The sequence below is a fragment of the Leifsonia shinshuensis genome (assembly GCF_022606355.1).
In the GTDB taxonomy this organism is placed as follows: Bacteria; Actinomycetota; Actinomycetes; order Actinomycetales; family Microbacteriaceae; genus Leifsonia; species Leifsonia shinshuensis_B.
The window spans coordinates 1070359-1088756 of sequence record NZ_JAHHZQ010000001.1 but is presented as its reverse complement, the minus strand read 5'-3'; the positions used below and the strand labels follow the sequence as shown (position 1 = coordinate 1088756).

Genomic DNA, 18398 nt, shown 5'->3' with positions numbered 1-18398 from the left:
ATGAATTATTCGCCCGGCCCGGCCCGTCCGTCAAGATCGCCGAAGAGATGCCACTGGATCACCGGCCCCACCCGGCGCGCGAGCTCGTCGGGAGTTGCGGTCGCGATCGGCTCGAGCTTCAGTGCGTACCGCGTCATCAGCAGGCCGGCGATCTGCGACGCGGCCAGATCGGCGCGCAGATCGGCATCGTCGGTGTGGGCCAGCGAAGCGAGGCGGGTGAACACCTCCCTGGTGAGGAACTCACGCAGCATCCGGGTTCCCGCGCCGCTCCCGAGCGCGGTGCGCAGGATGAGCACCATGCGCCCGGCCGCGCGTTCGTCTTCCAGCTGGGTGAGCAGGTAACGCACGAGCGTCTCGCCCACGGCCTCCCGCGGGGCGCCCAGCACGATGTCCAGCACCCGATCCGGGCGCAGCGGAGCCTCGAGGGTGGCGGCGAAGAGGTCGGCCTTGTCGTCGAAGTAGTGGTGGACGAGTGCGGAGTCGACTCCGGCCCGACGGGCGACGGCGCGCAGCGACGCGGCCTCGTAGCCGCGCTCGGTGAACTCGTCGGCCGCCGCCCGCACGATGGCCGTGCGGGTGGAGGCCGCCCCGCGCTCCTTGCGCGGGCGTCCTCGCCTGCGGCGTTCGACGATCTCGCTCACGTCAGCAATTGTGCACCCCGGCACCCGTGCGCTGTCCATCCGCATTGCGCTTGCTTCGAGAGTGGTGGGAAGGCAGTGGGAGGCGCATCCGCGCCGGTTAGGATGCTGTCAGCGCCGTCGATCTGCGCCCAGACGCTTAGGAGTTCCCGCAATGGAATGGCTCATTCCGGTCATCATCGTCGTCGTGCTCATCGCGATCATCGGAATCTACTTCTGGGCTACATACAACTCGCTGGTCACACTGAAAGTCCGGGTCGACGAGGCGTGGAGCGACATCACGGTGCAGCTGAAGCGCCGTGCCGACCTCATCCCCAACCTCATCGAGACGGTCAAGGGCTATGCCGCGCACGAGCGCGGGGTCTTCGAGTCCGTGACCAAGGCGCGCGCAGAGACCCTGACGGCGCAGACCCCGGGCGAGGCGTCCGTGGCCGAGGGCCACATGCAGACGGCCCTGAAGAGCATCTTCGCCGTGGCCGAGGCCTACCCGCAGCTGCAGGCGAGCCAGAACTTCCTGCGCCTGCAGGCCGACCTGGTCGACACGGAAGACAAGATCCAGGCCTCCCGCCGGTTCTACAACGGCGGCGTGCGCGAGTTCAACACCAAGATCAAGGTCTTCCCGAACAACCTCTTCGCCCGCCGCCTGGGCTTCAGCGAGCGCGAGTTCTTCGAGGTCGACAACCTGGCGGCGATCGCAGAGCCGCCGCGCGTCCAGTTCTAGGTCGTCGATGTACAGGGCTATCGCCAGGAACAAGCGCAACACCGTCTTCATCATCCTGCTGTTCCTGATTCTCATCGGTGCGCTCGGATGGCTGTTCTCGTACCTCTACAACAGCTGGGCGATCTTCGCCTGGGTCGCGATCGGCGCGATCGTCTACGCCGTCTTCCAGTACTTCATGGCCTCCAGCCAGGCGCTCAGCATGTCCGGGGCTGTTCCGATCACCAAGGCCGACAACCCGCGCCTCTGGAACGTCGTCGAGAACCTCTCGATCACGACCGGAACGCCGATGCCGGCGGTCTACATCATCAACGACCCCGCGCCCAACGCGTTCGCGACGGGACGCGACCCGCAGCACGCCTCCGTGGCCGCGACGACGGGTCTGCTCGACATCATGAACGACGCCGAGCTGGAGGGCGTGATGGCGCACGAGCTCGGGCACGTGCGCAACTACGACATCCGGCTCTCGATGATCGTCTTCGGCCTCACCGTCGCGATCGGGCTCATCGCCGACATCTTCCTGCGGATGGCGTTCTTCGGCGGCAACAACCGCAACAACAACAACGGCGGAGGCGGCAACCCGATCGTCCTGATCGCGGGCCTCATCGCGGCGATCATCGCCCCGCTGGTGGCCACGCTCGTGCAGCTCGCCGTCTCGCGCCAGCGCGAGTACCTCGCCGACGCGACGGGCGCGATGACCACCCGCCACCCGGATGCCCTGGCGAGCGCCCTCCTCAAGCTGCAGGACCACGCGCAGCCGATGCGGCGCCAGAACAGCAGTATGGCGCACCTCTGGATCGCGGAGCCGCTCAAGCCCAGCCTCATGAGCCGCCTGTTCTCGACTCACCCGCCCATCCCCGAGCGCGTCGACCGCCTCGAGAAGATGGGCTCCACCTTCTAGGCATCCGCGCCGACGGGCGTCCCGACATTCGTGACGAATGCGCGGTTTCGTGCCACGAATGTCGCGATTCGTGACGAATGGGCGCGGCGGCTACGCCTCGGCGGCCTCCAGCTCGGCGGTGCCGGTGTAGCGGTAGCGCACGCGCGTCCCCACCGCCTGCTCGTCGAGAGGGCGCCACTCGGTGCCCGCGTTGATGGCGCCGTCGACCACGTCGATGTCGCGGATGAGGTCGGCTGGCGCTCCGTCGCGGTAGCCGGTGATGACCTCGGCGTAGACAGTGGAGTCGGGGTTCAGCAGCACCGCGATGTAGTGGGTCGACTCGCGGACGTCGTCGGTCGTCACCCACATGCGGCCGTCGAACTGCACGTGCGCCCGGCCGTCGGGTCCGCGTTTGACGCCGCTCACGATGCCGTCGCGCCAATGATCGCCGTCGCGATAGGCGAAGAGCTCGCGCATGGGCTGTTCGAAGTCGGCCTCATCGGCCCCGTCGGCGTTCAGATAGTCCAGCGGTGAACTCATGCCCGCACCTTACCCCCGCGTGCCGCGACTCCGCGAGAGTGCCGTCGCGACATCATCGCCGTTCAGGGCTCCGACGGCTCAGAGCTCCGCCGCGAGTACCGGCGCGAGGTCGCCGCGGGCCCCGTCCGCGACGCGCACCTCGCCGAGACCTTGCCACGCCGCTGTCTGCGCCAGCAGCGGCGCGAGACGTTCGGCGATCGGGCCGCCGTGCCCTGACTCGGTCCACGCGGACTGCACCCGCAGCACGCCGGCCTGACGGTCGCTCTTCAGGTCGATGCGGCCGACGAGCTCGTCGTCGAGCAGGATCGGGAGCGAGTAGTAGCCGTATACGCGCTGCGGCGCGGGAGTGTAGATCTCGATGCGGTAGTGGAAGCCGAACATGCGCAATGCGCGGTCGCGGAACCAGACGACCGGGTCGAACGGCGACAGCAGCGCCGCGGCGTCGATCAAGCGCGGCTTGCGCGCGTCGCGATGCAGCCACGCCTTCAGCTGGCGCCCGCCGGGGCCCTCCCATCCGCGCACCTGAACCGGGATCAGCTCGCCGGCGTCTTCGAGCTGCTGGAGGGCGTGCTGAACGGCCGGCCCCTTCAGCCGGTAGTAGTCGGCCAGGTCGCGCGCGGTGCCGATGCCGTGCGCGACGGCAGAGCGGCGCAGCAGCTCGCGGATGGCGTCGTCATCGTCGACGGTGCGGTCGAGGACGCTCGCGGGTAGCACGTCGTCGACCAGGCCGTACCGACGCTGGAAGCGCGTGCGACCGGCGATCGCGACTTCGCCGAAGAGGAACATCCGCTCGAGCGCGCGCTTGACCTCCGACCAGCCCCACCACGGCCCGGAGCGCCGGTTGGCGTCGTGCTCGATCTCGCTCGCCGCCAGCGGCCCCTTGTCGGCGAGTTCGGCGCGCAGCCACTGCAGTGTGCTTTCGTTCGCGGCGAACCAGGCGTTGCCGGTGCCGTAGCGCTCGCGATAGGCGCGCATCCGCCACCGGAAAAGCGGCCAGTCGTCTTTGCGCACGAACGCGGCCTCGTGCGCCCAGTACTCGGTGTGCGGCCCGCGGGCGTCGAACGTCAGCCGGTCGAGAAGCGTGCGGTCGTAGGCGCCGAGGCGCGCGAAGGCCGGGAGGTAGTGGCTGCGCTCGAAGACGTTCACCGAGTCGATCTGCAGCAGGTTGAGCCGGTCGATCAGCGCGTTGAGCTGGCGCGTTCCCACGACAGCCGGCCGTGGCCTCCCGAAACCCTGGGCAGCGAGCGCGATGCGGCGCGCGAGGGCGGGGGAGAGCTGTTCGACCACGGGTCGACCCTATCGGCAAGGTCTGACATCGATCGTTCACCGACGCGTTACCCGCCGCTGGTCCACGCGTACCCCGGCCTCCCTAGCGTGACGAAGAGCCGGGTCGAACGCCCGGCCACCAACCCGTGCACTGGAGGATATTCCGTGATCAACAAGCGCGCTCGCGTCGCCGGCCTCGCCGCCGCAGCGACCGTCGTCGCCCTCTCGCTGGCCGCCTGCTCGGGCGGCGCCGACGCGAGCAGCACAGCTGACGCCAGCAAGGTCGCCACCGCCACCGACGTCGCGTCGGCCGGCGGGATGGACGCCCTGGTCGCCGCCGCCAAGAAGGAGGGCAGCCTCAACATCATCGCCACTCCGGGCGACTGGGCCAACTATCAGGAGATCTTCGACGGCTTCACCAAGAAGTACGGCATCACCATCAACCCGAGCCAGGACTCCGCGTCCAGCCAGGAGGAGATCGACGCCGCGAAGAAGCTGAAGGGCCAGGACACCGCTCCCGACACCTTCGACATCGGCTCCTCGGTCGCGCTCGCGAACACCCAGTACTTCGCGCCGTACAAGCCCACCGGCTTCGCGGACATCCCCGACGCCCAGAAGGACAAGGACGGCCTGTGGAAGGTCGGCTATTACGGCGTCATGTCGGTCGGCTACGACGCGAACAAGATCAAGACCGCGCCGAAGTCGTTCTCCGACCTGCTGAAGCCGGAGTTCAAGGGCGCCGTCGCGCTCAACGGCAACCCGACCCAGGCCGCGGCCGCTGCCGGCGCCGTGGCGTACGCCGACCTGCAGAACGGCGGAACGCTCGACGACCTGACCCCGGGCATCGACTGGTTCACCAAGCTCAAGGCCGCAGGCAACTGGAACGCCGCCGACGGCAAGCCGAACACCATCGCCTCGGGTGAGACCCCCGTGCTGCTCGACTGGTCCTTCAACCAGAAGGGCTACGCGACCTCCGACACCATCAAGTCCGGCGGCATCGACTGGAAGTACGTCGTCCTGCCCGGCACCGCGTACGTCGGCTACTACAACCAGGCGATCAACAAGGACGCCCCGCACCCGGCGGCCGCTCGCCTGTGGGAGGAGTACCTCTACAGCGACGCCGCTCAGAACGCCTGGCTGAAGGGCGGCGCCTACCCGGCCCGCGTCGACGCCATGGAGAAGGCCGGCACACTCGACACCAAGGACTTCCCCGGCAAGCTCGAGAAGGTGGCCGTCATGACGGACAAGCAGGCCACCGACGCGGGCACGCTCCTGAACGCCAAGTGGGCCAACGCAGTCGGCTGATGACCGAGATCATCGCCGCACCCGCGGCCGACGCTGCCGCCGGGGTCACCTCGCGTGACTCCCGGCGGCAGCCGTCGTCGGCGGGCATCTCCCGGCCGAGGCGCCGGCGCCGCCGTGGCGCCGCCGCCGTGCTCGGCCTCACCCCGTTCGCCTTCTATGTCGTCGTCTTCCTCGCCGTTCCCACCCTCGTGGCGGTGGGCAGCGGCTTCGTCGACGGCGAGGGCCGGTTCACCTGGTCCAACCTCACCGGGCTCACCGAGCCCGCGATCGCCGGATCGTTCTTCGGCGCGTTCTGGCTCTCCGCCGTCACCGCCATCGTCGGCGCGGTCGCGGGAGCCGCGCTCTGCTTCGCGATGCTGCACTCGCGCCCCGGCGGGACGACGCGCTCGCTCGTCGACTCGGCCAGCAGCGTGCTCGCGCAGTTCGGCGGTGTCATGCTGGCGTTCGCGTTCATCGCGACGATCGGCGCGCAAGGCCTGGTGACGGTGCTGCTGCGCAACACCTTCCACATCAACATCTACGCCGACGGCGTGTGGCTCTACACGGTCCCCGGCCTGATCCTGCCGTACCTGTATTTCCAGATCCCGCTCATGGTCATCACGTTCCTGCCCGCGCTCGAGGGCCTGCGCCCGCAGTGGCTGGAGGCGACCGCGACCCTCGGCGGCACCCGCTGGACCTACTGGACGCGCGTCGGCGGCCCGATCCTGCTGCCCTCGTTCCTCGGCAGCCTCCTGCTGCTGTTCGCCAACGCGTTCTCGTCGTACGCGACCGCGGCCGCGCTCGTCGGCCAGGCGAACAACATCGTGTCGCTGCAGATCCGTCAGGCTCTGATCTCGGAGACCGTCCTTGGCCGCGCGAACCTGGCCGGGTCGATGGCGCTCGGGATGCTCGTCGTGATGGTCGTGGTGATGCTGGCGTACTCCGCCCTGGTCCGCCGCACCGCGAGGTGGCAGCGGTGAGCCGGCCGGCCCCGTTGCGCCTCGGGCCCGGCCCGGTCGTCCGCACCGTGATCTGGGTGGTGCTCGGCGCGTTCTTCCTGATCCCGTTGCTGTCGATGGTCGAGTTCACCCTCCGCACGGCGAAGCCGGGCGTGTACAGCTTCGACCGCTGGGTCGCCGTCTTCGGCGGGGGCACGACGCGCTACGACCGCGTCTACCAGGGGCTCGGCAACTCCCTCGTGCTGGCGGTCGTCACGGTCGCGATCGTGCTGCTGGTGCTGCTGCCGACGATCGTGCTCGTCGAGCTGCGCTTCGCCAAGCTGCGGCGGCTGCTGGAGGCCGTGTGCCTGCTGCCGATCATGATCCCGGCCATCGTCATGGTCGTGGGCCTCGCCCCGACCTACGCCGTGGTCACGCAGATCTTCGGGTCCGGCGCCTGGACGCTCGCCTTCGCCTACGGCATCACGGTGCTGCCGTACGCCTACCGGGCCATCCAGAGCAACGTCGCGGCCGTCGACATGATCACGCTGAGCGAGGCGGCGCGCTCACTCGGCGCCGGCTGGGGGACCGCCTTCTGGCGCGTGCTCGTGCCGAACCTGCGGCGCGGCATCCTGGCCGCCTCCGCTCTGTCGATCGCCGTGGTGCTCGGCGAGTTCACGATCGCCTCGCTGCTCAGCCGGGTGAACCTGCAGACCTCTCTGCTGCTGGTCTCGCAATCCGATCCGTTCGTCGCGGTCATCTTCGCCCTGCTGGCGCTGGTGTTCGCCTTCGTCCTCCTCGTGGTCGTCGACCGCGTCGTCAGCGCCCGCCGACGCACGCGCGGCCGCCGTCTCCCGCCGGACCACCGCCTCCTGAAGGGCTCCTCATGACCGTTCTCGCTGAATCCCCTGCCGTCGTCGAGCGCGTCGGCTCCACCGTCGAGCTCGACGGGGTGGTGCGCGATTTCGGAGGCGGCGCCGGACTCGCCGGGTTCTCGCTGCGGGCGGCGCCGGGGGAGTTCATCGCGCTCCTCGGCCCGTCGGGGTGCGGCAAGACGACCGCGCTGCGCTCGCTCGCCGGGCTGGAGCGCGTCGATGCCGGCCGCATCCTGATCGACGACCGCGACGTCACCGATGAGCCGACGAACCGGCGCGACCTCGGGATGGTGTTCCAGTCGTACTCGCTCTTCCCGCACCTGACTTCAGGCCAGAACGTGGAGTTCGGGCTGCGGATGCGCAAGGTGGCGGCCGGCGAGCGCCGTCGCCGGGCAGCGGAGGCTCTCGAGCTCGTCGGGCTCGACCATCACGCCGACCGGTACGCGCACCAGCTGTCCGGTGGCCAGCAGCAGCGCGTCGCGCTGGCGCGCGCGCTCGTGACAGAGCCCCGCGTGCTGCTCCTCGACGAGCCGCTCTCGGCGCTCGACGCGAAGGTGCGCGTGCAGTTGCGGGAGGAGATCCGCCGCATCCAGACCGAGCTCGGGATCACGACGTTCTTCGTCACGCACGATCAGGAGGAGGCGCTCGCCGTCGCGGACCGCGTCGCGGTCATGCGCGCGGGCGCGATCGAGCAGATCGGCACCCCGGAGGAGCTGTACCACCGGCCGGCGACGGCGTTCGTCGCCGAGTTCGTGGGTCTCACGAACCGCCTGCCCGGCACGGTCTCCGGCGGCGTGCTGCAGGTGCTCGGCCAGCCCGTTCCGCTGGCCGCGCCCGTGGCGGACGGCCCGGTGACGGCGTATGTGCGCCCGGAGGACGTGCTGTTCGCTCCGGAGGGCGTGCCGGCCGAGGTGCTCACCAGCAGCTTCCTCGGGGCGCTGCGGCGCACCCGCGTGCGTCTGGGCGACGGCTCGGAGGTGGCGGTGCAGCATGGCGCACGCGAGCTGCCGGCGCCCGGCGAGCGTGTGCACCTCGCGTTCTCCGAGACCCCCGCCACCACCGCGCCCGCGTCCTGAGCCCGCCGAGCCTCACCGCGATCCCCCGAGGGGCACGCAGACGCCCCTCGACGCGCGTTTCCGGGCGTTCACGTGCCCCTCGATCTCCGTGGAGGCACGGTCGCGCACGAGGGGTCCCGCTTGTAGAGTTATCCTCATGTCTGGCATCGTCCCGGGGGCGGACGCCGAAGTCTCGGACGCCATCGACCCCTCATCCTTCGTGAAGACCCTCTCGCCGAGTGACGTGGTCACTCGGATCCGTCCGGGCGACATCCTGCACTGGCCGCCCTTCTTCTTCCCCATCGACACCATCAGCCCGACCCACACCGTCGGGAAGGGCCGTACGAATCTGACGCTGATCGCGTCCGACATCATGCAGACCGACACCTCGGGAACGCCGTACGCCTCGTTCACGTTCCGGCAGGTCCCCTCCGGAGGCCCCGGTGTCTCCGTGCACTTCGACCCGGGAGCCTACGGGGCGACCGGTGTGGCGGACTACGTCCTCTCGTTCCTCATCTCGACGAGCGGGCCGCTCTCGCTCTCGGTCGGCGCGTACGCCGGCGCGGGCAGCGTCACCGGAACCGGAGTCACGACCGTCAACGGCAACGTGTCCGTGTCGGTCGGTCTGCAGAACGTCCCACCGGGGCAGCCGACCTACGCCTCGATCCAGCAGACGTCGTCCGGGCCGTCCTGGTCGTGGTTCTCCACCTCGATCGAACACCCGCCGCTGGTGTTCGAACCCTGAGCGGGTCCTCAGGATCCGCACGGCAGCGCCCCTAGACTGACGGGCATGGCAGAAAGCGACGCCCCGGCACCGCAAGACCCCAGCCCGTCGGTCAAGGCGCGCTTCCTGAGGCGCCGACGCGACCTCGCGACGCCCGCAGAGCCCGTCGACGAGACGCTGCCGCGCGGGGTGCGCCTCGCGGGCGCGTGGTCCTGGCGTCTCCTCGTCATAGGCGCGGTGATCGCCGTCGCGATCTTCCTGATCGTTCAGCTGCGGCTCATCGTCATCCCGGTCCTCATCGCGGTCCTCCTCGCCGCGCTGCTCGTGCCGTTCAAGGACTTCCTGATCCGCCATCGCTGGCCGTCCTGGCTGGCGATCGTCGCCACCCTCGTCACACTGATCGTCGTGGTCGGCGGTCTCTTCTATCTCGCGATCTGGCAGGTCACCCGGCAGAGCCACGAGCTGCAGACCCAGTCGGTCGCGGCGTTCGACCAGTTCCGCAGGTGGCTCACCACCGGTCCGCTCGGCCTCACCGCCGACCAGATCGACAGCGCGTTCCAGTCGATCTGGACATCGCTCCAGCAGGACAGCCAGGTCTTCATCTCCGGCGCCCTCTCGATCGGGTCGACGCTGGGCCACGTGCTCACCGGCGCCCTGCTGACGCTGTTCAGCGTGCTGTTCATCCTCATCGACGGGCGCAGCATCTGGGGGTGGGTCGTGCGCGTCTTCCCGAAGTCGGCGCGCAGCGCGGTCGACGGCGCCGGCCGGGCCGGCTGGACGACCCTTCGCAACTTCGCCAAGGTGCAGGTGCTCGTGGCCTCCATCGACGCCCTCGGAATCGGTCTCGGAGCCTTCTTCCTCGGCCTCCCGTTGGTCATCCCGATCGCGGTCCTGGTGTTCCTCGGCTCGTTCATCCCGATCGTCGGCGCCGTGATCACCGGGGCGCTCGCGGTCTTCATCGCGCTCGTCTTCAAGGGCTGGGTCTTCGCCCTGATCATGCTCGGGATCGTGCTGCTGGTGCAGCAGATCGAGGGACACGTGCTGCAGCCGCTCATCATGGGCACCGCCGTCAAGGTCCATCCGCTCGCGGTCGTCCTGGCCGTCGCGGCCGGGTCGCTGCTCGCCGGCATCCCCGGCGCCCTGTTCGCCGTGCCGTTCGTCGCTGTGCTCAACGTGATGGTGCACTACGTCTCGTCGGGAGCCTGGAAGGACACGCCTCCCGAGCCCCTGGAGGCACCGCCCGGTGCGATCTGGGAGACCGTGCCGAGGCCGCTCCGCCGGCCCTAGGCTCTCTCGTGAATCGCATACATCCGGCGGTATATGACCGCGAGTAGGCTGTGCAGGTGGACACCGCGACCGAATCGACGCGTACTCCGTTCGCCGGCCCCAGCCTCGACGAGATCGAAGCGGCCCGTGCGATCGTCGGGCTGGTCGCGCAGCCGACGCCGATCGAGACCTCCCGGTACCTCACCGATGTGATCGGGTCGCCGGTGATCCTCAAGTGCGAGAACCTCCAGCGGACCGGTTCGTACAAGATCCGCGGGGCATACCACCGGCTCTCGAAGCTGACCGCCGAGGAGCGGGAGCGCGGCGTCGTCGCCGCGTCGGCCGGCAACCACGCGCAGGGCGTCGCCTTCGCAGCGCGCGAGCTCGGCATCCACGCCACCATCTTCATGCCGGTCGGCGTCGCGATCCCCAAGTTCCAGGCCACTCGGGCGTACGGCGCCGACGTGGTCCTCAGCGGCAGCATCGTCGACGAGACACTGCGCGCCGCCGCCGACTTCGCGGCGGAGACCGGCGCCGTGTTCATCCCGCCGTTCGACCACCCGGACGTGATCGCGGGGCAGGGCACGCTCGGGCTCGAGATCCTCGACGAGGTTCCGGACGTGTCGACCATCGTCGTGCCGATCGGCGGAGGCGGGCTCATCTCCGGCGTGGCGAGCGCCGTCAAGCAGCGCGCAGCGCTCGAGGGCCGGACCATCCGGGTGATCGGCGTGCAGGCGGCCAACGCCGCCGCCTATCCGGCCTCGCTGGAGGCCGGGGAGCCGACCGAGATCGGGCTCGTCGCCACCATCGCCGACGGCATCGCCGTGAGCAAGCCGGGCATCCTCAACTTCGCGATCGTGCGTGATGCGGTCGACGCGGTCGTCACCGTCACAGAAGACGACATCGCCCGAGCGCTGCTGGTGCTCCTGGAGCGGGCGAAGCTCGTCGTGGAGCCGGCTGGCGCCGCCGGTGTCGCCGCGATCCTCGCGGGACTCGTCCCGGCCGACGCGGAAGGCTCGGTCGTCGCGATCCTCTCGGGCGGCAACATCGACCCGCTTCTGATGCAGCGCGTGATCGCGCACGGTCTCGCGGCGGCCGACCGCTACCTGCGCCTGACGATCATGCTGCCCGACCGCCCGGGCCAGCTCGCCCGGATCGCCGAGATCCTCGCCGGCGTGAACGCCAACGTCGTGGAGGTGCTGCACACCCGGCACGGGAACGGCCTGCAGCTCAGCCAGGTCGAGCTCGATCTCTCCGTCGAGACGCGCGGCACCGAGCACCGCCAGCAGGTCATCCACGCGCTTCGCCAGGCCGGCTACGACCCCGTCCTCAAGGAGGACTGACGCAAAACCGCCGAGTCCGCAGATCGTCTGCGCACTCGGCGGTTCTCGGCTGAATTCGGCCGTACTCGCGGGTTACCGGCCAGCGTAGGTGTCAACCTTGGCGATCTCCACGGCGATCTGACGGCCGTTGGGCGCGGTGTACTCGGTCTTGTCGCCGACCTTGAGGCCGAGGATCGCGGAGCCGAGCGGGCTCTGCTCGCTGTAGACGGGGAGGTCGGTGCCGGCCGCGATCTCGCGGTTGCCGATCAGGAAGACGCTCTCGTCTCCGGCGATCGTCGCCGTGATGACGGTCCCGGGCTCCACGACGCCGTGGCTCTCCGGCGCCTCGCCGACGGTCGCGCTGCGCAACAGGTTGGTCAGCTGCACGATGCGGGCCTCGATCTTGCCCTGCTCGTCCTTGGCGGCGTGGTAGCCGCCGTTCTCCTTGAGGTCGCCCTCCTCGCGGGCCGCCTCGATGCGCTTCGCGATCTCGTTACGGCCGTTGACGCTGAGCTCCTCGAGTTCGGCCGAGAGACGGTCGTACGCGTCCTGGGTCAGAAAGGTGACCTGAGACTCCTGGGACATGGTGAACTCCTTCGCGCCTGCGGTGTGGACCGCTTCGGCTGATGGCCGGCCGGAGCCGGTGTGTAGAACCTTCCGGTGGGTAAAGTAGACGCCCCGGCCTCGGCCGGGGCGTATCCAGAGAATGTTAGGTCAGCCAGCAGGTGTTAATCAAACCCGTGTTGCTCTGAGCGATGGTCCGGATCGTCTCGGTGTGCGTCGTCACGCGCGCGTCGGCGGCGGGATAGCTCACGATCCGCCAGCCCACGATCGCGTAGTCGCTGTTGAGTGCCTGGATGGCGCAGGTGACCGGAGTTCCCGGCTGCGCGTTGATCGTGAACGTGATCTCGACGTGGTGCGCGTCGGGGATGCTGTACGCGGTGTCGGTGGCCTCCAGGTCGGCCTGGTTGTTGTCCCAGCCGGCCCATAACACCCACGCGGTGACGACGGCCACGACGGCGAGCGCACCACTGATGAGGAGCCAGCGATCGCGGCGGCGCCGGTCGGGCGTGCGACCGTAGCGGGACTGGAGGGTGGGGGACTCGGGGGCGGCCGATGGCTGCTGCGCCGATGGCTGCTGCGCCGATGGCTTCTGGGTCTCGCGTGCCATCGCCTCGCGGTCCGCCTCTCGGTGGGTGTTCAGACCCGCCGTCCGGGCGACGGTAGGCTGAGACAAGACTAGGAGACGAAGCTGTGAATCGCGCTTCGCAACCTACTCGCCTCCCGACTGAAAGCGAACTTTCCCATGCCTGAGCTGCTGCTCAAGGCCGGCATCTGGCTGGCCGCGACGCCGACCCCGACACCGACGTCCGGCCCGAACGAAGACCAGGTGACGCCGGGCGTCGTGGGCTTCACCGTCACGTTCCTGATCGCCGTGGCCGCCGTGCTGCTCGTGATCGACATGACGCGGCGCATCCGCCGCGTGCGCTACCGGGCAGAGATCGCCGAGAAGCTGGATGCGGAGCAGACCGCAGCCGGAGACGACGAGCAGGGGCCGTCGGCCTCCTCCTGACGAACCGTCCTCAGCCGTTGTAGGCGGGATGCAGCGCGATCAGCAGGGTCGCCGTCCAATGGCACAGGAACGCCAGCACCGTCAGCGTGTGGAAGATCTCGTGGAAGCCGAACACCCCGGGGATGGGGTTCGGACGCTTGATGCCGTAGATCACGGCGCCGATCGTGTAGAAGACTCCACCGACGCACACCAGCACCATCATCGCGACGTTGGCGTTCACCAGGTCGACGATGTACATCATCGCCGCCCACCCGAGCAGCAGGTAGATCGGCACGTAGAGCCATCGCGGCGCGGTGATCCAGAAGACGCGGAAGCCGATGCCGAGGAGGGCGCCTCCCCAGACGATGCAGAGCAGCAGGATGCCCTTCTGCGGTGGGAGGGCCAGGACGGCGAGCGGCGTGTAGGTGCCGGCGATCAGCAGGAAGATGTTGGCGTGGTCGATGCGCTTGAGGATGACCTTCGTGCGCGGCTTCCAGTTGAAGCGGTGGTACAGGGCCGAGTTGCCGAACAGTAGCATCGACGTCAGCATGAAGACCGCTGACGCCCACTTGGCCGGGGCGCCGTGAGCCAGGGAGATGAGCACGATGCCCGCGGCGATGGTGACCGGGAACGTGCCGGCGTGGATCCAGCCGCGCCAGGTCGGCTTGATGTCGGCGGGATTCGCGGGAGAGGCGTCGAGGAGCGGGATGTTGGGAAGCCCCGGGCCGCGCGAATCGTCTTCCTTGACCGCGACGTCGGCGGGCTGGAGGTCGGCGGCCGGCTCGGCGAGCAACTCGGCGACATCCTCTGGCTCGGGGGCGTTTCGCGGTGTCATGGAGCAAGAGTAGGGGAGACGGGTGGCCGGATGCTGAGAGACGTGCCTCGCGCGCCGCGCTAACGTAGCTCCGTGAGCAGACGGAGTTCCGAGACGGCCAACGGGCTGCTCTACGGGCTGTACCAGAAACGGCTGCGACGCTATCTCGCCGGGCTCGGCCCGGAGTCGCTGCCGCGGCACGTCGCGATGATCATCGACGGCAACCGGCGGTGGGCGCGTCAGGCCGGCCTGACGACGCCGGCGCACGGCCACCGCGCGGGCGCGGCCAAGATGCGCGAGTTCCTGGAGTGGTGCGACGACCTCGGCATCGAGGTGGTGACCCTCTACCTGCTGTCGTCGGACAACCTGACCAACCGAGACAGCTCGGAGCTGACCGACCTGATCGAGATCATCGCCCAGCTCGCGGACGACCTGTCGCGCTACCGCGACTGGCGTATCAAGCACGTGGGCTCGACTGCCGGCCTCCCGGAGCGACTGGTGCAGGCGCTCGCCGACGGCGAGAAGCGCACAGCGGGACGCACGGGGATGCACGTCAACCTGGCCGTCGGCTACGGCGGCCGCAAGGAGATCACCGACGCCATGCGCAGCATCGTCGCGGCCCATCATGCCGAGGGCGGCAGTCTGGAGACGCTGGCGGATCTTCTCACCCCCGACCTCATCGGCGCCCACCTCTACACCGGTGGTCAGCCCGACCCGGACCTCGTCATCCGCACGTCCGGCGAGCAGCGGCTGAGCGATTTCATGCTGTGGCAGAGCGCGCACAGCGAGTTCTACTTCGTGGAGGCGCTCGGCCCCGACCTGCGGCAGGTCGACTTCCTGCGCGCCATGCGCGACTACTCGCGCCGCCAGCGCCGCTACGGCTCGTGAGCTCGCGCTCGACCCGCTGCGGGTGATCCTGAGCGTGAACGGCGATCGGATCGGCTCCGATTCGTCGTGACCGTCGCGCACCGGGCAGGATGGTCCCGGAGGTCACGATGACGACGATCGAGGAGTTCGCCGCCGGATTCGGCGAGGAGCCCGGCTACCTGGACTACGGGCGCGTGGGACCGCTGTCGACGGCGGTGCGCGCCGAGCTGCTCGGACAGTACGAGGTGCTCGCGAAAGCGCGATTCGGCACCATCGAGCGGATGCACGCCGAGAACGAGCGCGTGCGCGAGGCGGTCTCCGCCCTCACCGGCTTCCCCGCGGGCCAGATCGCCTTCCAGCCCAACGCGTCGACCGGACTCATGCACGCCGCCTTCGGACTGACCGGAGGGGAGGTGCTGCTGTCGTCCGGCGAGTTCCCGAGCGTGACGTACGCCGCCGTCCGCGCAGCCCAGGCGATGCACGTCGTGACCCCGGTCTGGCTCGAGACCGACCACGGCCGTGTGACGCCTGCGCAGCTCAAGGAGCAGATCACCGACACGACCAGCGCGGTGATGGTGAGCCTCGTCGACTCACGCACCGGCTATCTCGCCGACATCGACGGGATCCGTCAGGTGATCGGCGACCGCCTCCTCATCGTCGACGCCATCCAGGGGTTCGGCGTGGTGGACGCACCGTACGAGGTCGCCGACGTCGTCGTCTCCGGCGGCCAGAAGTGGACGCGTGCGGGCTGGGGAACGGGCTTCCTCGCGCTCAGCGAGCGGGCGATCGAGCACCTGACGCCCGTGTTCAGCGGCTGGGTCGGCACCGGCGCGGGGGAGCTCTGGGACGAGGTCGTCGACCCTGCTCGGAACGCGTCCGCGTTCACCGTCTCGAACGCCGACCCGGTGGCCGAGGCGCGATTCGCCGCCGCGCTGGAGGAGACCGCGGCGGTCGGCGTCGCGGCGATCTCCGCCGCGATCTCCGACCTCGCCGAGCAGGTGATCGACCTGGCCGACGAGTTCGCCGTGCCCGTCGCGTCGTCGCGCAACGCCGCCGAGCGGGCGGGGATCGTCGTGCTGGAGCCGCTGCCGGAGCAGCTCACGGTGCTCGCGGCCTCCCTGTTCAACCACGGGGTGACGGCCAAGATCCGCACGACCAGCGCACGGATCAGCGTGCACGCGGGAACCACGGAGGAGACGCTCGACATGCTGCGGGCAGCTCTGACCTCGTACGCCTCGGCCGCCTGATCGCGCGCCTCCCACAACTGGGGGCGAATGTTCACCTGAACGAAACGCGACACGCGGTCGTCGGGACTCCTCGTGTCGGCGGTGCGGCGTACGTTCGACTCATCGGGCACGGCGCCCGATCGAGACGGCCACATAAGTTCGTTTCGGAACCCACTGGCCGGCTCGCCAAAGTATCCGCCGGCTCCTGCGGAAGCGGAGCGGCGGGGTGGGAGTGGTCGTGGCTGAATCAGGAACCCGGCAGTTCGAGTCGGCATCGAGCGGCATCCGTCAGAGCGAGCGCACATACGTGCTCGACACGTCGGTGCTGCTGTCCGACCCCAAGGCGATCTTCCGGTTCGCCGAGCACGCTGTCGTCATCCCTGTCGTCGTCGTGAGCGAGCTGGAGGGCAAGCGGAACGATCCGGAGATCGGATACTTCGCGCGGCAAGCGCTGCGCAACCTGGACGACCTGCGCGTCCAGCACGAGCGGCTCGACTTCCCGATCCCGGTCGGCGACGGCGGCTCGCTGCGCGTGGAGCTCAACCACTCCAACATGTCGGTACTGCCGAGCGGGATGCAGCTCGGCGACAACGACTCCCGCATCCTCGCGGTCGCGATGAACCTCGCGAACGACGGTCTGGCCGTCACGGTCGTCTCCAAGGACCTCCCCATGCGTGTGAAGGCCTCGTCGATCGGTCTGGCGGCCGAGGAGTACCGGCACGAGCAGGTCGTCGACAGCGGCTGGACCGGGCTCGCAGAGATCTCGCTCGGCAGCGACCAGATGAGCGACCTCTACGAGGAGGAGTGGATGCGCACTCCGCTAATCGACGGTCTCCCCGTGAACACCGGCCTCATCGTGCACTCCGACCGCGGATCCGCCCTCGGTCGCGTCGTGGCGGCCGGTGAGGTCAAGCTGGTCCGCGGCGACCGCGACGTCTTCGGACTGCACGGCCGCAGCGCGGAGCAGCGGCTGGCGATCGACCTCCTGCTCGACCCCGAGGTGGGGATCCTGTCGCTCGGCGGTCGCGCCGGTACCGGCAAGTCGGCGCTCGCGTTGTGCGCCGGGCTGGAGGCTGTGCTGGAGCGCCAGCAGCACAAGAAGATCATGGTCTTCCGGCCGCTCTACGCGGTGGGCGGCCAGGAGCTCGGCTACCTTCCCGGCGACCAGGGCGAGAAGATGAATCCCTGGGGTCAGGCGGTCTTCGACACCCTCGGCGCGCTCGTCTCGCAGAACGTGCTGGACGAGGTGCTGGACCGGGGAATCCTGGAAGTGCTGCCGCTGACCCACATCCGCGGCCGTTCGCTCCACGATGCCTTCGTGATCGTGGACGAGGCGCAGTCGCTGGAGCGCAACGTGCTCCTCACGGTGCTGAGCCGTGTCGGCCAGAACTCGCGGGTCGTCCTGACGCACGACGTGGCCCAGCGTGACAACCTGCGCGTCGGCCGACACGACGGCGTCGCCTCGGTGATCGAGACGCTGAAGGGTCACCCGCTGTTCGCGCACATCACCCTGACCCGCTCGGAGCGGTCGGCGATCGCGGCGCTCGTGACGGAGATGCTGGAGGGCAACGAACTCGCCTGAGCCGGTGCGCGACGGGCCTTGATGCGTGACGGGCCTTGATGCGTGACGGGCCTTGATGAAGGCTCGGGTGAAAGAATCCGCCTCATTGTGGGGAATCCTGGGATTCAGGTATTCCCTGTGGAATCGTGATCCCGCCAGGGACGCACGCCTAGCGTGTGGTCATGGGGGAAACACCGATCCGGATCGCTCTCGCGGCCGGTCTGGGCGTCGCTCTGCTGGGGGCACGCGACGCTGGACCGGCCGCGGTGGGCACGCTCTACGTGGCCGCCGTGACGGCCGCCCTGGTGCAGTACGACCTTCGGGAACGACGGCTGCCCGATGCGCTGGTGCTGCCGGGAGTCGCCTTCGTCGGCGTGGGGGCCGTGTGGAGCGCATTGAGCGGTGGCGGCCCGATCGTGATGGTGGCTGCGGCGCTGGGCGGGCTCGGTGTGCTGGCCGTGTTCCTGGTGCTCGCGTCCGGCGGCGGACTCGGGATGGGCGATGTGAAGCTGGCCGCCGTGCTCGCGGCCGCTCTGGCCGCGCTGGTGACCGAACGGGCGCCTCCGGAGGCGGAGCCCGCGGCCGCCGTACTCGGGGCAGTGTGCTCGCTGGTGGTCGGATCGCTCGTCCTCGGCGCGCTCGCGGCCGGCATCGTGGTGCGGTCCCGGGGAGCGGGAAGGGGAGCGGGAGCGGCGGGCGCAGGGCGGGCGGAGGGCACGGCGCGGGGGAAGGGCGCGCACAGGCCCGCCATCGCGGACGACCTGCCGTTCGGGCCCGTTCTGCTCGCGGTGTTCTGGGCCGTCGCACTCGGCTGGTGAGGTGCGACGAGGCGCCCCTCCCGCAGCGGGGAGGGGCGCCTCGGTCGAACGGAT

20 protein-coding genes are annotated in these 18398 nt (G+C 69.5%); 14 read left to right on the top strand and 6 right to left on the bottom strand.

The window, feature by feature from the left end:
* Nucleotides 1-5: 5 nt before the first annotated feature.
* Nucleotides 6-641 carry a TetR/AcrR family transcriptional regulator gene (locus KNO15_RS05205; RefSeq protein WP_241702361.1) on the bottom strand — a complete coding sequence of 212 codons (636 nt, stop codon included), beginning with the start codon at nt 639-641 and terminating at the stop codon, nt 6-8.
* Nucleotides 642-792: 151 nt separating this feature from the next.
* Here KNO15_RS05205 and KNO15_RS05200 point away from each other — a divergent pair, with 151 nt between their 5' ends.
* Nucleotides 793-1359, top strand: coding sequence for a LemA family protein (locus tag KNO15_RS05200; RefSeq protein WP_241702360.1), 567 nt, complete (start codon nt 793-795; stop codon nt 1357-1359).
* 7 nt (nt 1360-1366) lie between these two features.
* Nucleotides 1367-2257, top strand: a complete 891-nt coding sequence (locus KNO15_RS05195; protein WP_241702359.1) for a M48 family metalloprotease — start codon at nt 1367-1369, stop codon at nt 2255-2257.
* Between the two features lie 90 nt (nt 2258-2347).
* On the opposite strand, the gene KNO15_RS05190 is transcribed toward KNO15_RS05195, so the two are convergent.
* Nucleotides 2348-2776: a hypothetical protein gene (locus KNO15_RS05190; protein ID WP_241702358.1), complete on the bottom strand. Its 429-nt coding sequence runs from the start codon at nt 2774-2776 to the stop codon at nt 2348-2350.
* A 78-nt stretch (nt 2777-2854) separates the two neighbouring features.
* Nucleotides 2855-4063 (bottom strand): winged helix-turn-helix domain-containing protein, encoded by a 1209-nt coding sequence (locus KNO15_RS05185; RefSeq protein ID WP_241702357.1) that lies wholly within the window; start codon nt 4061-4063, stop codon nt 2855-2857.
* 144 nt (nt 4064-4207) lie between these two features.
* On the opposite strand from KNO15_RS05185, the gene KNO15_RS05180 reads away from it, so the two are divergent.
* The 7 genes from KNO15_RS05180 to ilvA all read left to right on the top strand — a co-directional run bounded on the left by KNO15_RS05180 (nt 4208) and on the right by ilvA (nt 11527).
* Nucleotides 4208-5347: an ABC transporter substrate-binding protein gene (locus KNO15_RS05180; protein ID WP_241702356.1), complete on the top strand. Its 1140-nt coding sequence runs from the start codon at nt 4208-4210 to the stop codon at nt 5345-5347.
* Nucleotides 5326-6306, top strand: coding sequence for an ABC transporter permease (locus KNO15_RS05175; protein WP_241702355.1), 981 nt, complete (start codon nt 5326-5328; stop codon nt 6304-6306). The genes KNO15_RS05180 and KNO15_RS05175 overlap by 22 nt, the downstream gene beginning before the upstream one ends.
* Nucleotides 6303-7154 (top strand): ABC transporter permease, encoded by an 852-nt coding sequence (locus tag KNO15_RS05170; protein WP_241702354.1) that lies wholly within the window; start codon nt 6303-6305, stop codon nt 7152-7154. The genes KNO15_RS05175 and KNO15_RS05170 overlap by 4 nt, the downstream gene beginning before the upstream one ends.
* Nucleotides 7151-8215 (top strand): ABC transporter ATP-binding protein, encoded by a 1065-nt coding sequence (locus tag KNO15_RS05165; RefSeq protein WP_241702353.1) that lies wholly within the window; start codon nt 7151-7153, stop codon nt 8213-8215. The genes KNO15_RS05170 and KNO15_RS05165 overlap by 4 nt, the downstream gene beginning before the upstream one ends.
* Before the next feature lie 136 nt (nt 8216-8351).
* Nucleotides 8352-8939, top strand: coding sequence for a hypothetical protein (locus KNO15_RS05160; RefSeq protein WP_241702352.1), 588 nt, complete (start codon nt 8352-8354; stop codon nt 8937-8939).
* A 45-nt stretch (nt 8940-8984) separates the two neighbouring features.
* Nucleotides 8985-10205 (top strand): AI-2E family transporter, encoded by a 1221-nt coding sequence (locus KNO15_RS05155; protein WP_241702351.1) that lies wholly within the window; start codon nt 8985-8987, stop codon nt 10203-10205.
* Between the two features lie 56 nt (nt 10206-10261).
* The gene (ilvA, locus tag KNO15_RS05150) at nt 10262-11527 is read left to right on the top strand and encodes a threonine ammonia-lyase (protein WP_241702350.1); all 1266 of its coding nucleotides are present in this window, start codon (nt 10262-10264) and stop codon (nt 11525-11527) included.
* A gap of 72 nt (nt 11528-11599) precedes the next feature.
* Here ilvA and greA read toward each other — a convergent pair whose 3' ends face one another.
* Nucleotides 11600-12091, bottom strand: coding sequence for a transcription elongation factor GreA (gene greA / locus KNO15_RS05145; RefSeq protein ID WP_241702349.1), 492 nt, complete (start codon nt 12089-12091; stop codon nt 11600-11602).
* Between the two features lie 124 nt (nt 12092-12215).
* Nucleotides 12216-12677, bottom strand: a complete 462-nt coding sequence (locus tag KNO15_RS05140; protein ID WP_241702348.1) for a DUF4307 domain-containing protein — start codon at nt 12675-12677, stop codon at nt 12216-12218.
* Nucleotides 12678-12812: 135 nt separating this feature from the next.
* Here KNO15_RS05140 and KNO15_RS05135 point away from each other — a divergent pair, with 135 nt between their 5' ends.
* Nucleotides 12813-13079: a hypothetical protein gene (locus KNO15_RS05135; RefSeq protein WP_241702347.1), complete on the top strand. Its 267-nt coding sequence runs from the start codon at nt 12813-12815 to the stop codon at nt 13077-13079.
* A gap of 10 nt (nt 13080-13089) precedes the next feature.
* Here the strand turns inward: KNO15_RS05135 and trhA are convergent, their stop codons facing one another.
* The gene (gene trhA / locus KNO15_RS05130; RefSeq protein ID WP_241702346.1) at nt 13090-13893 is read right to left on the bottom strand and encodes a PAQR family membrane homeostasis protein TrhA; all 804 of its coding nucleotides are present in this window, start codon (nt 13891-13893) and stop codon (nt 13090-13092) included.
* Between the two features lie 72 nt (nt 13894-13965).
* On the opposite strand from trhA, the gene KNO15_RS05125 reads away from it, so the two are divergent.
* The 4 genes from KNO15_RS05125 to KNO15_RS05110 all read left to right on the top strand — a co-directional run bounded on the left by KNO15_RS05125 (nt 13966) and on the right by KNO15_RS05110 (nt 18344).
* Nucleotides 13966-14760 carry an isoprenyl transferase gene (locus KNO15_RS05125; RefSeq protein ID WP_241702345.1) on the top strand — a complete coding sequence of 265 codons (795 nt, stop codon included), beginning with the start codon at nt 13966-13968 and terminating at the stop codon, nt 14758-14760.
* Between the two features lie 107 nt (nt 14761-14867).
* The gene (locus KNO15_RS05120) at nt 14868-15986 is read left to right on the top strand and encodes an aminotransferase class V-fold PLP-dependent enzyme (RefSeq protein ID WP_241702344.1); all 1119 of its coding nucleotides are present in this window, start codon (nt 14868-14870) and stop codon (nt 15984-15986) included.
* A gap of 211 nt (nt 15987-16197) precedes the next feature.
* Complete coding sequence (locus KNO15_RS05115; RefSeq protein ID WP_374113142.1) at nt 16198-17547, top strand: PhoH family protein; 1350 nt, start codon at nt 16198-16200, stop codon at nt 17545-17547.
* A 161-nt stretch (nt 17548-17708) separates the two neighbouring features.
* Nucleotides 17709-18344 (top strand): prepilin peptidase, encoded by a 636-nt coding sequence (locus tag KNO15_RS05110; RefSeq protein WP_241702342.1) that lies wholly within the window; start codon nt 17709-17711, stop codon nt 18342-18344.
* Nucleotides 18345-18398: the final 54 nt, after the last annotated feature.

Excerpts from the sequence above, each read along its gene's own strand:
- greA (WP_241702349.1), bottom strand. The coding sequence starts at position 12,091 with ATGTCCCAGGAGTCTCAGGTCACCTTTCTGACCCAGGACGCGTACGAC.
- KNO15_RS05200 (WP_241702360.1), top strand. The coding sequence starts at position 793 with ATGGAATGGCTCATTCCGGTCATCATCGTCGTCGTGCTCATCGCGATC.
- KNO15_RS05195 (WP_241702359.1), top strand. The coding sequence starts at position 1,367 with ATGTACAGGGCTATCGCCAGGAACAAGCGCAACACCGTCTTCATCATC.
- KNO15_RS05120 (WP_241702344.1), top strand. The coding sequence starts at position 14,868 with ATGACGACGATCGAGGAGTTCGCCGCCGGATTCGGCGAGGAGCCCGGC.
- trhA (WP_241702346.1), bottom strand. The coding sequence starts at position 13,893 with ATGACACCGCGAAACGCCCCCGAGCCAGAGGATGTCGCCGAGTTGCTC.
- KNO15_RS05110 (WP_241702342.1), top strand. The coding sequence starts at position 17,709 with ATGGGGGAAACACCGATCCGGATCGCTCTCGCGGCCGGTCTGGGCGTC.
- KNO15_RS05140 (WP_241702348.1), bottom strand. The coding sequence starts at position 12,677 with ATGGCACGCGAGACCCAGAAGCCATCGGCGCAGCAGCCATCGGCGCAG.
- KNO15_RS05190 (WP_241702358.1), bottom strand. The coding sequence starts at position 2,776 with ATGAGTTCACCGCTGGACTATCTGAACGCCGACGGGGCCGATGAGGCC.
- KNO15_RS05165 (WP_241702353.1), top strand. The coding sequence starts at position 7,151 with ATGACCGTTCTCGCTGAATCCCCTGCCGTCGTCGAGCGCGTCGGCTCC.
- KNO15_RS05155 (WP_241702351.1), top strand. The coding sequence starts at position 8,985 with ATGGCAGAAAGCGACGCCCCGGCACCGCAAGACCCCAGCCCGTCGGTC.
- KNO15_RS05160 (WP_241702352.1), top strand. The coding sequence starts at position 8,352 with ATGTCTGGCATCGTCCCGGGGGCGGACGCCGAAGTCTCGGACGCCATC.
- KNO15_RS05135 (WP_241702347.1), top strand. The coding sequence starts at position 12,813 with ATGCCTGAGCTGCTGCTCAAGGCCGGCATCTGGCTGGCCGCGACGCCG.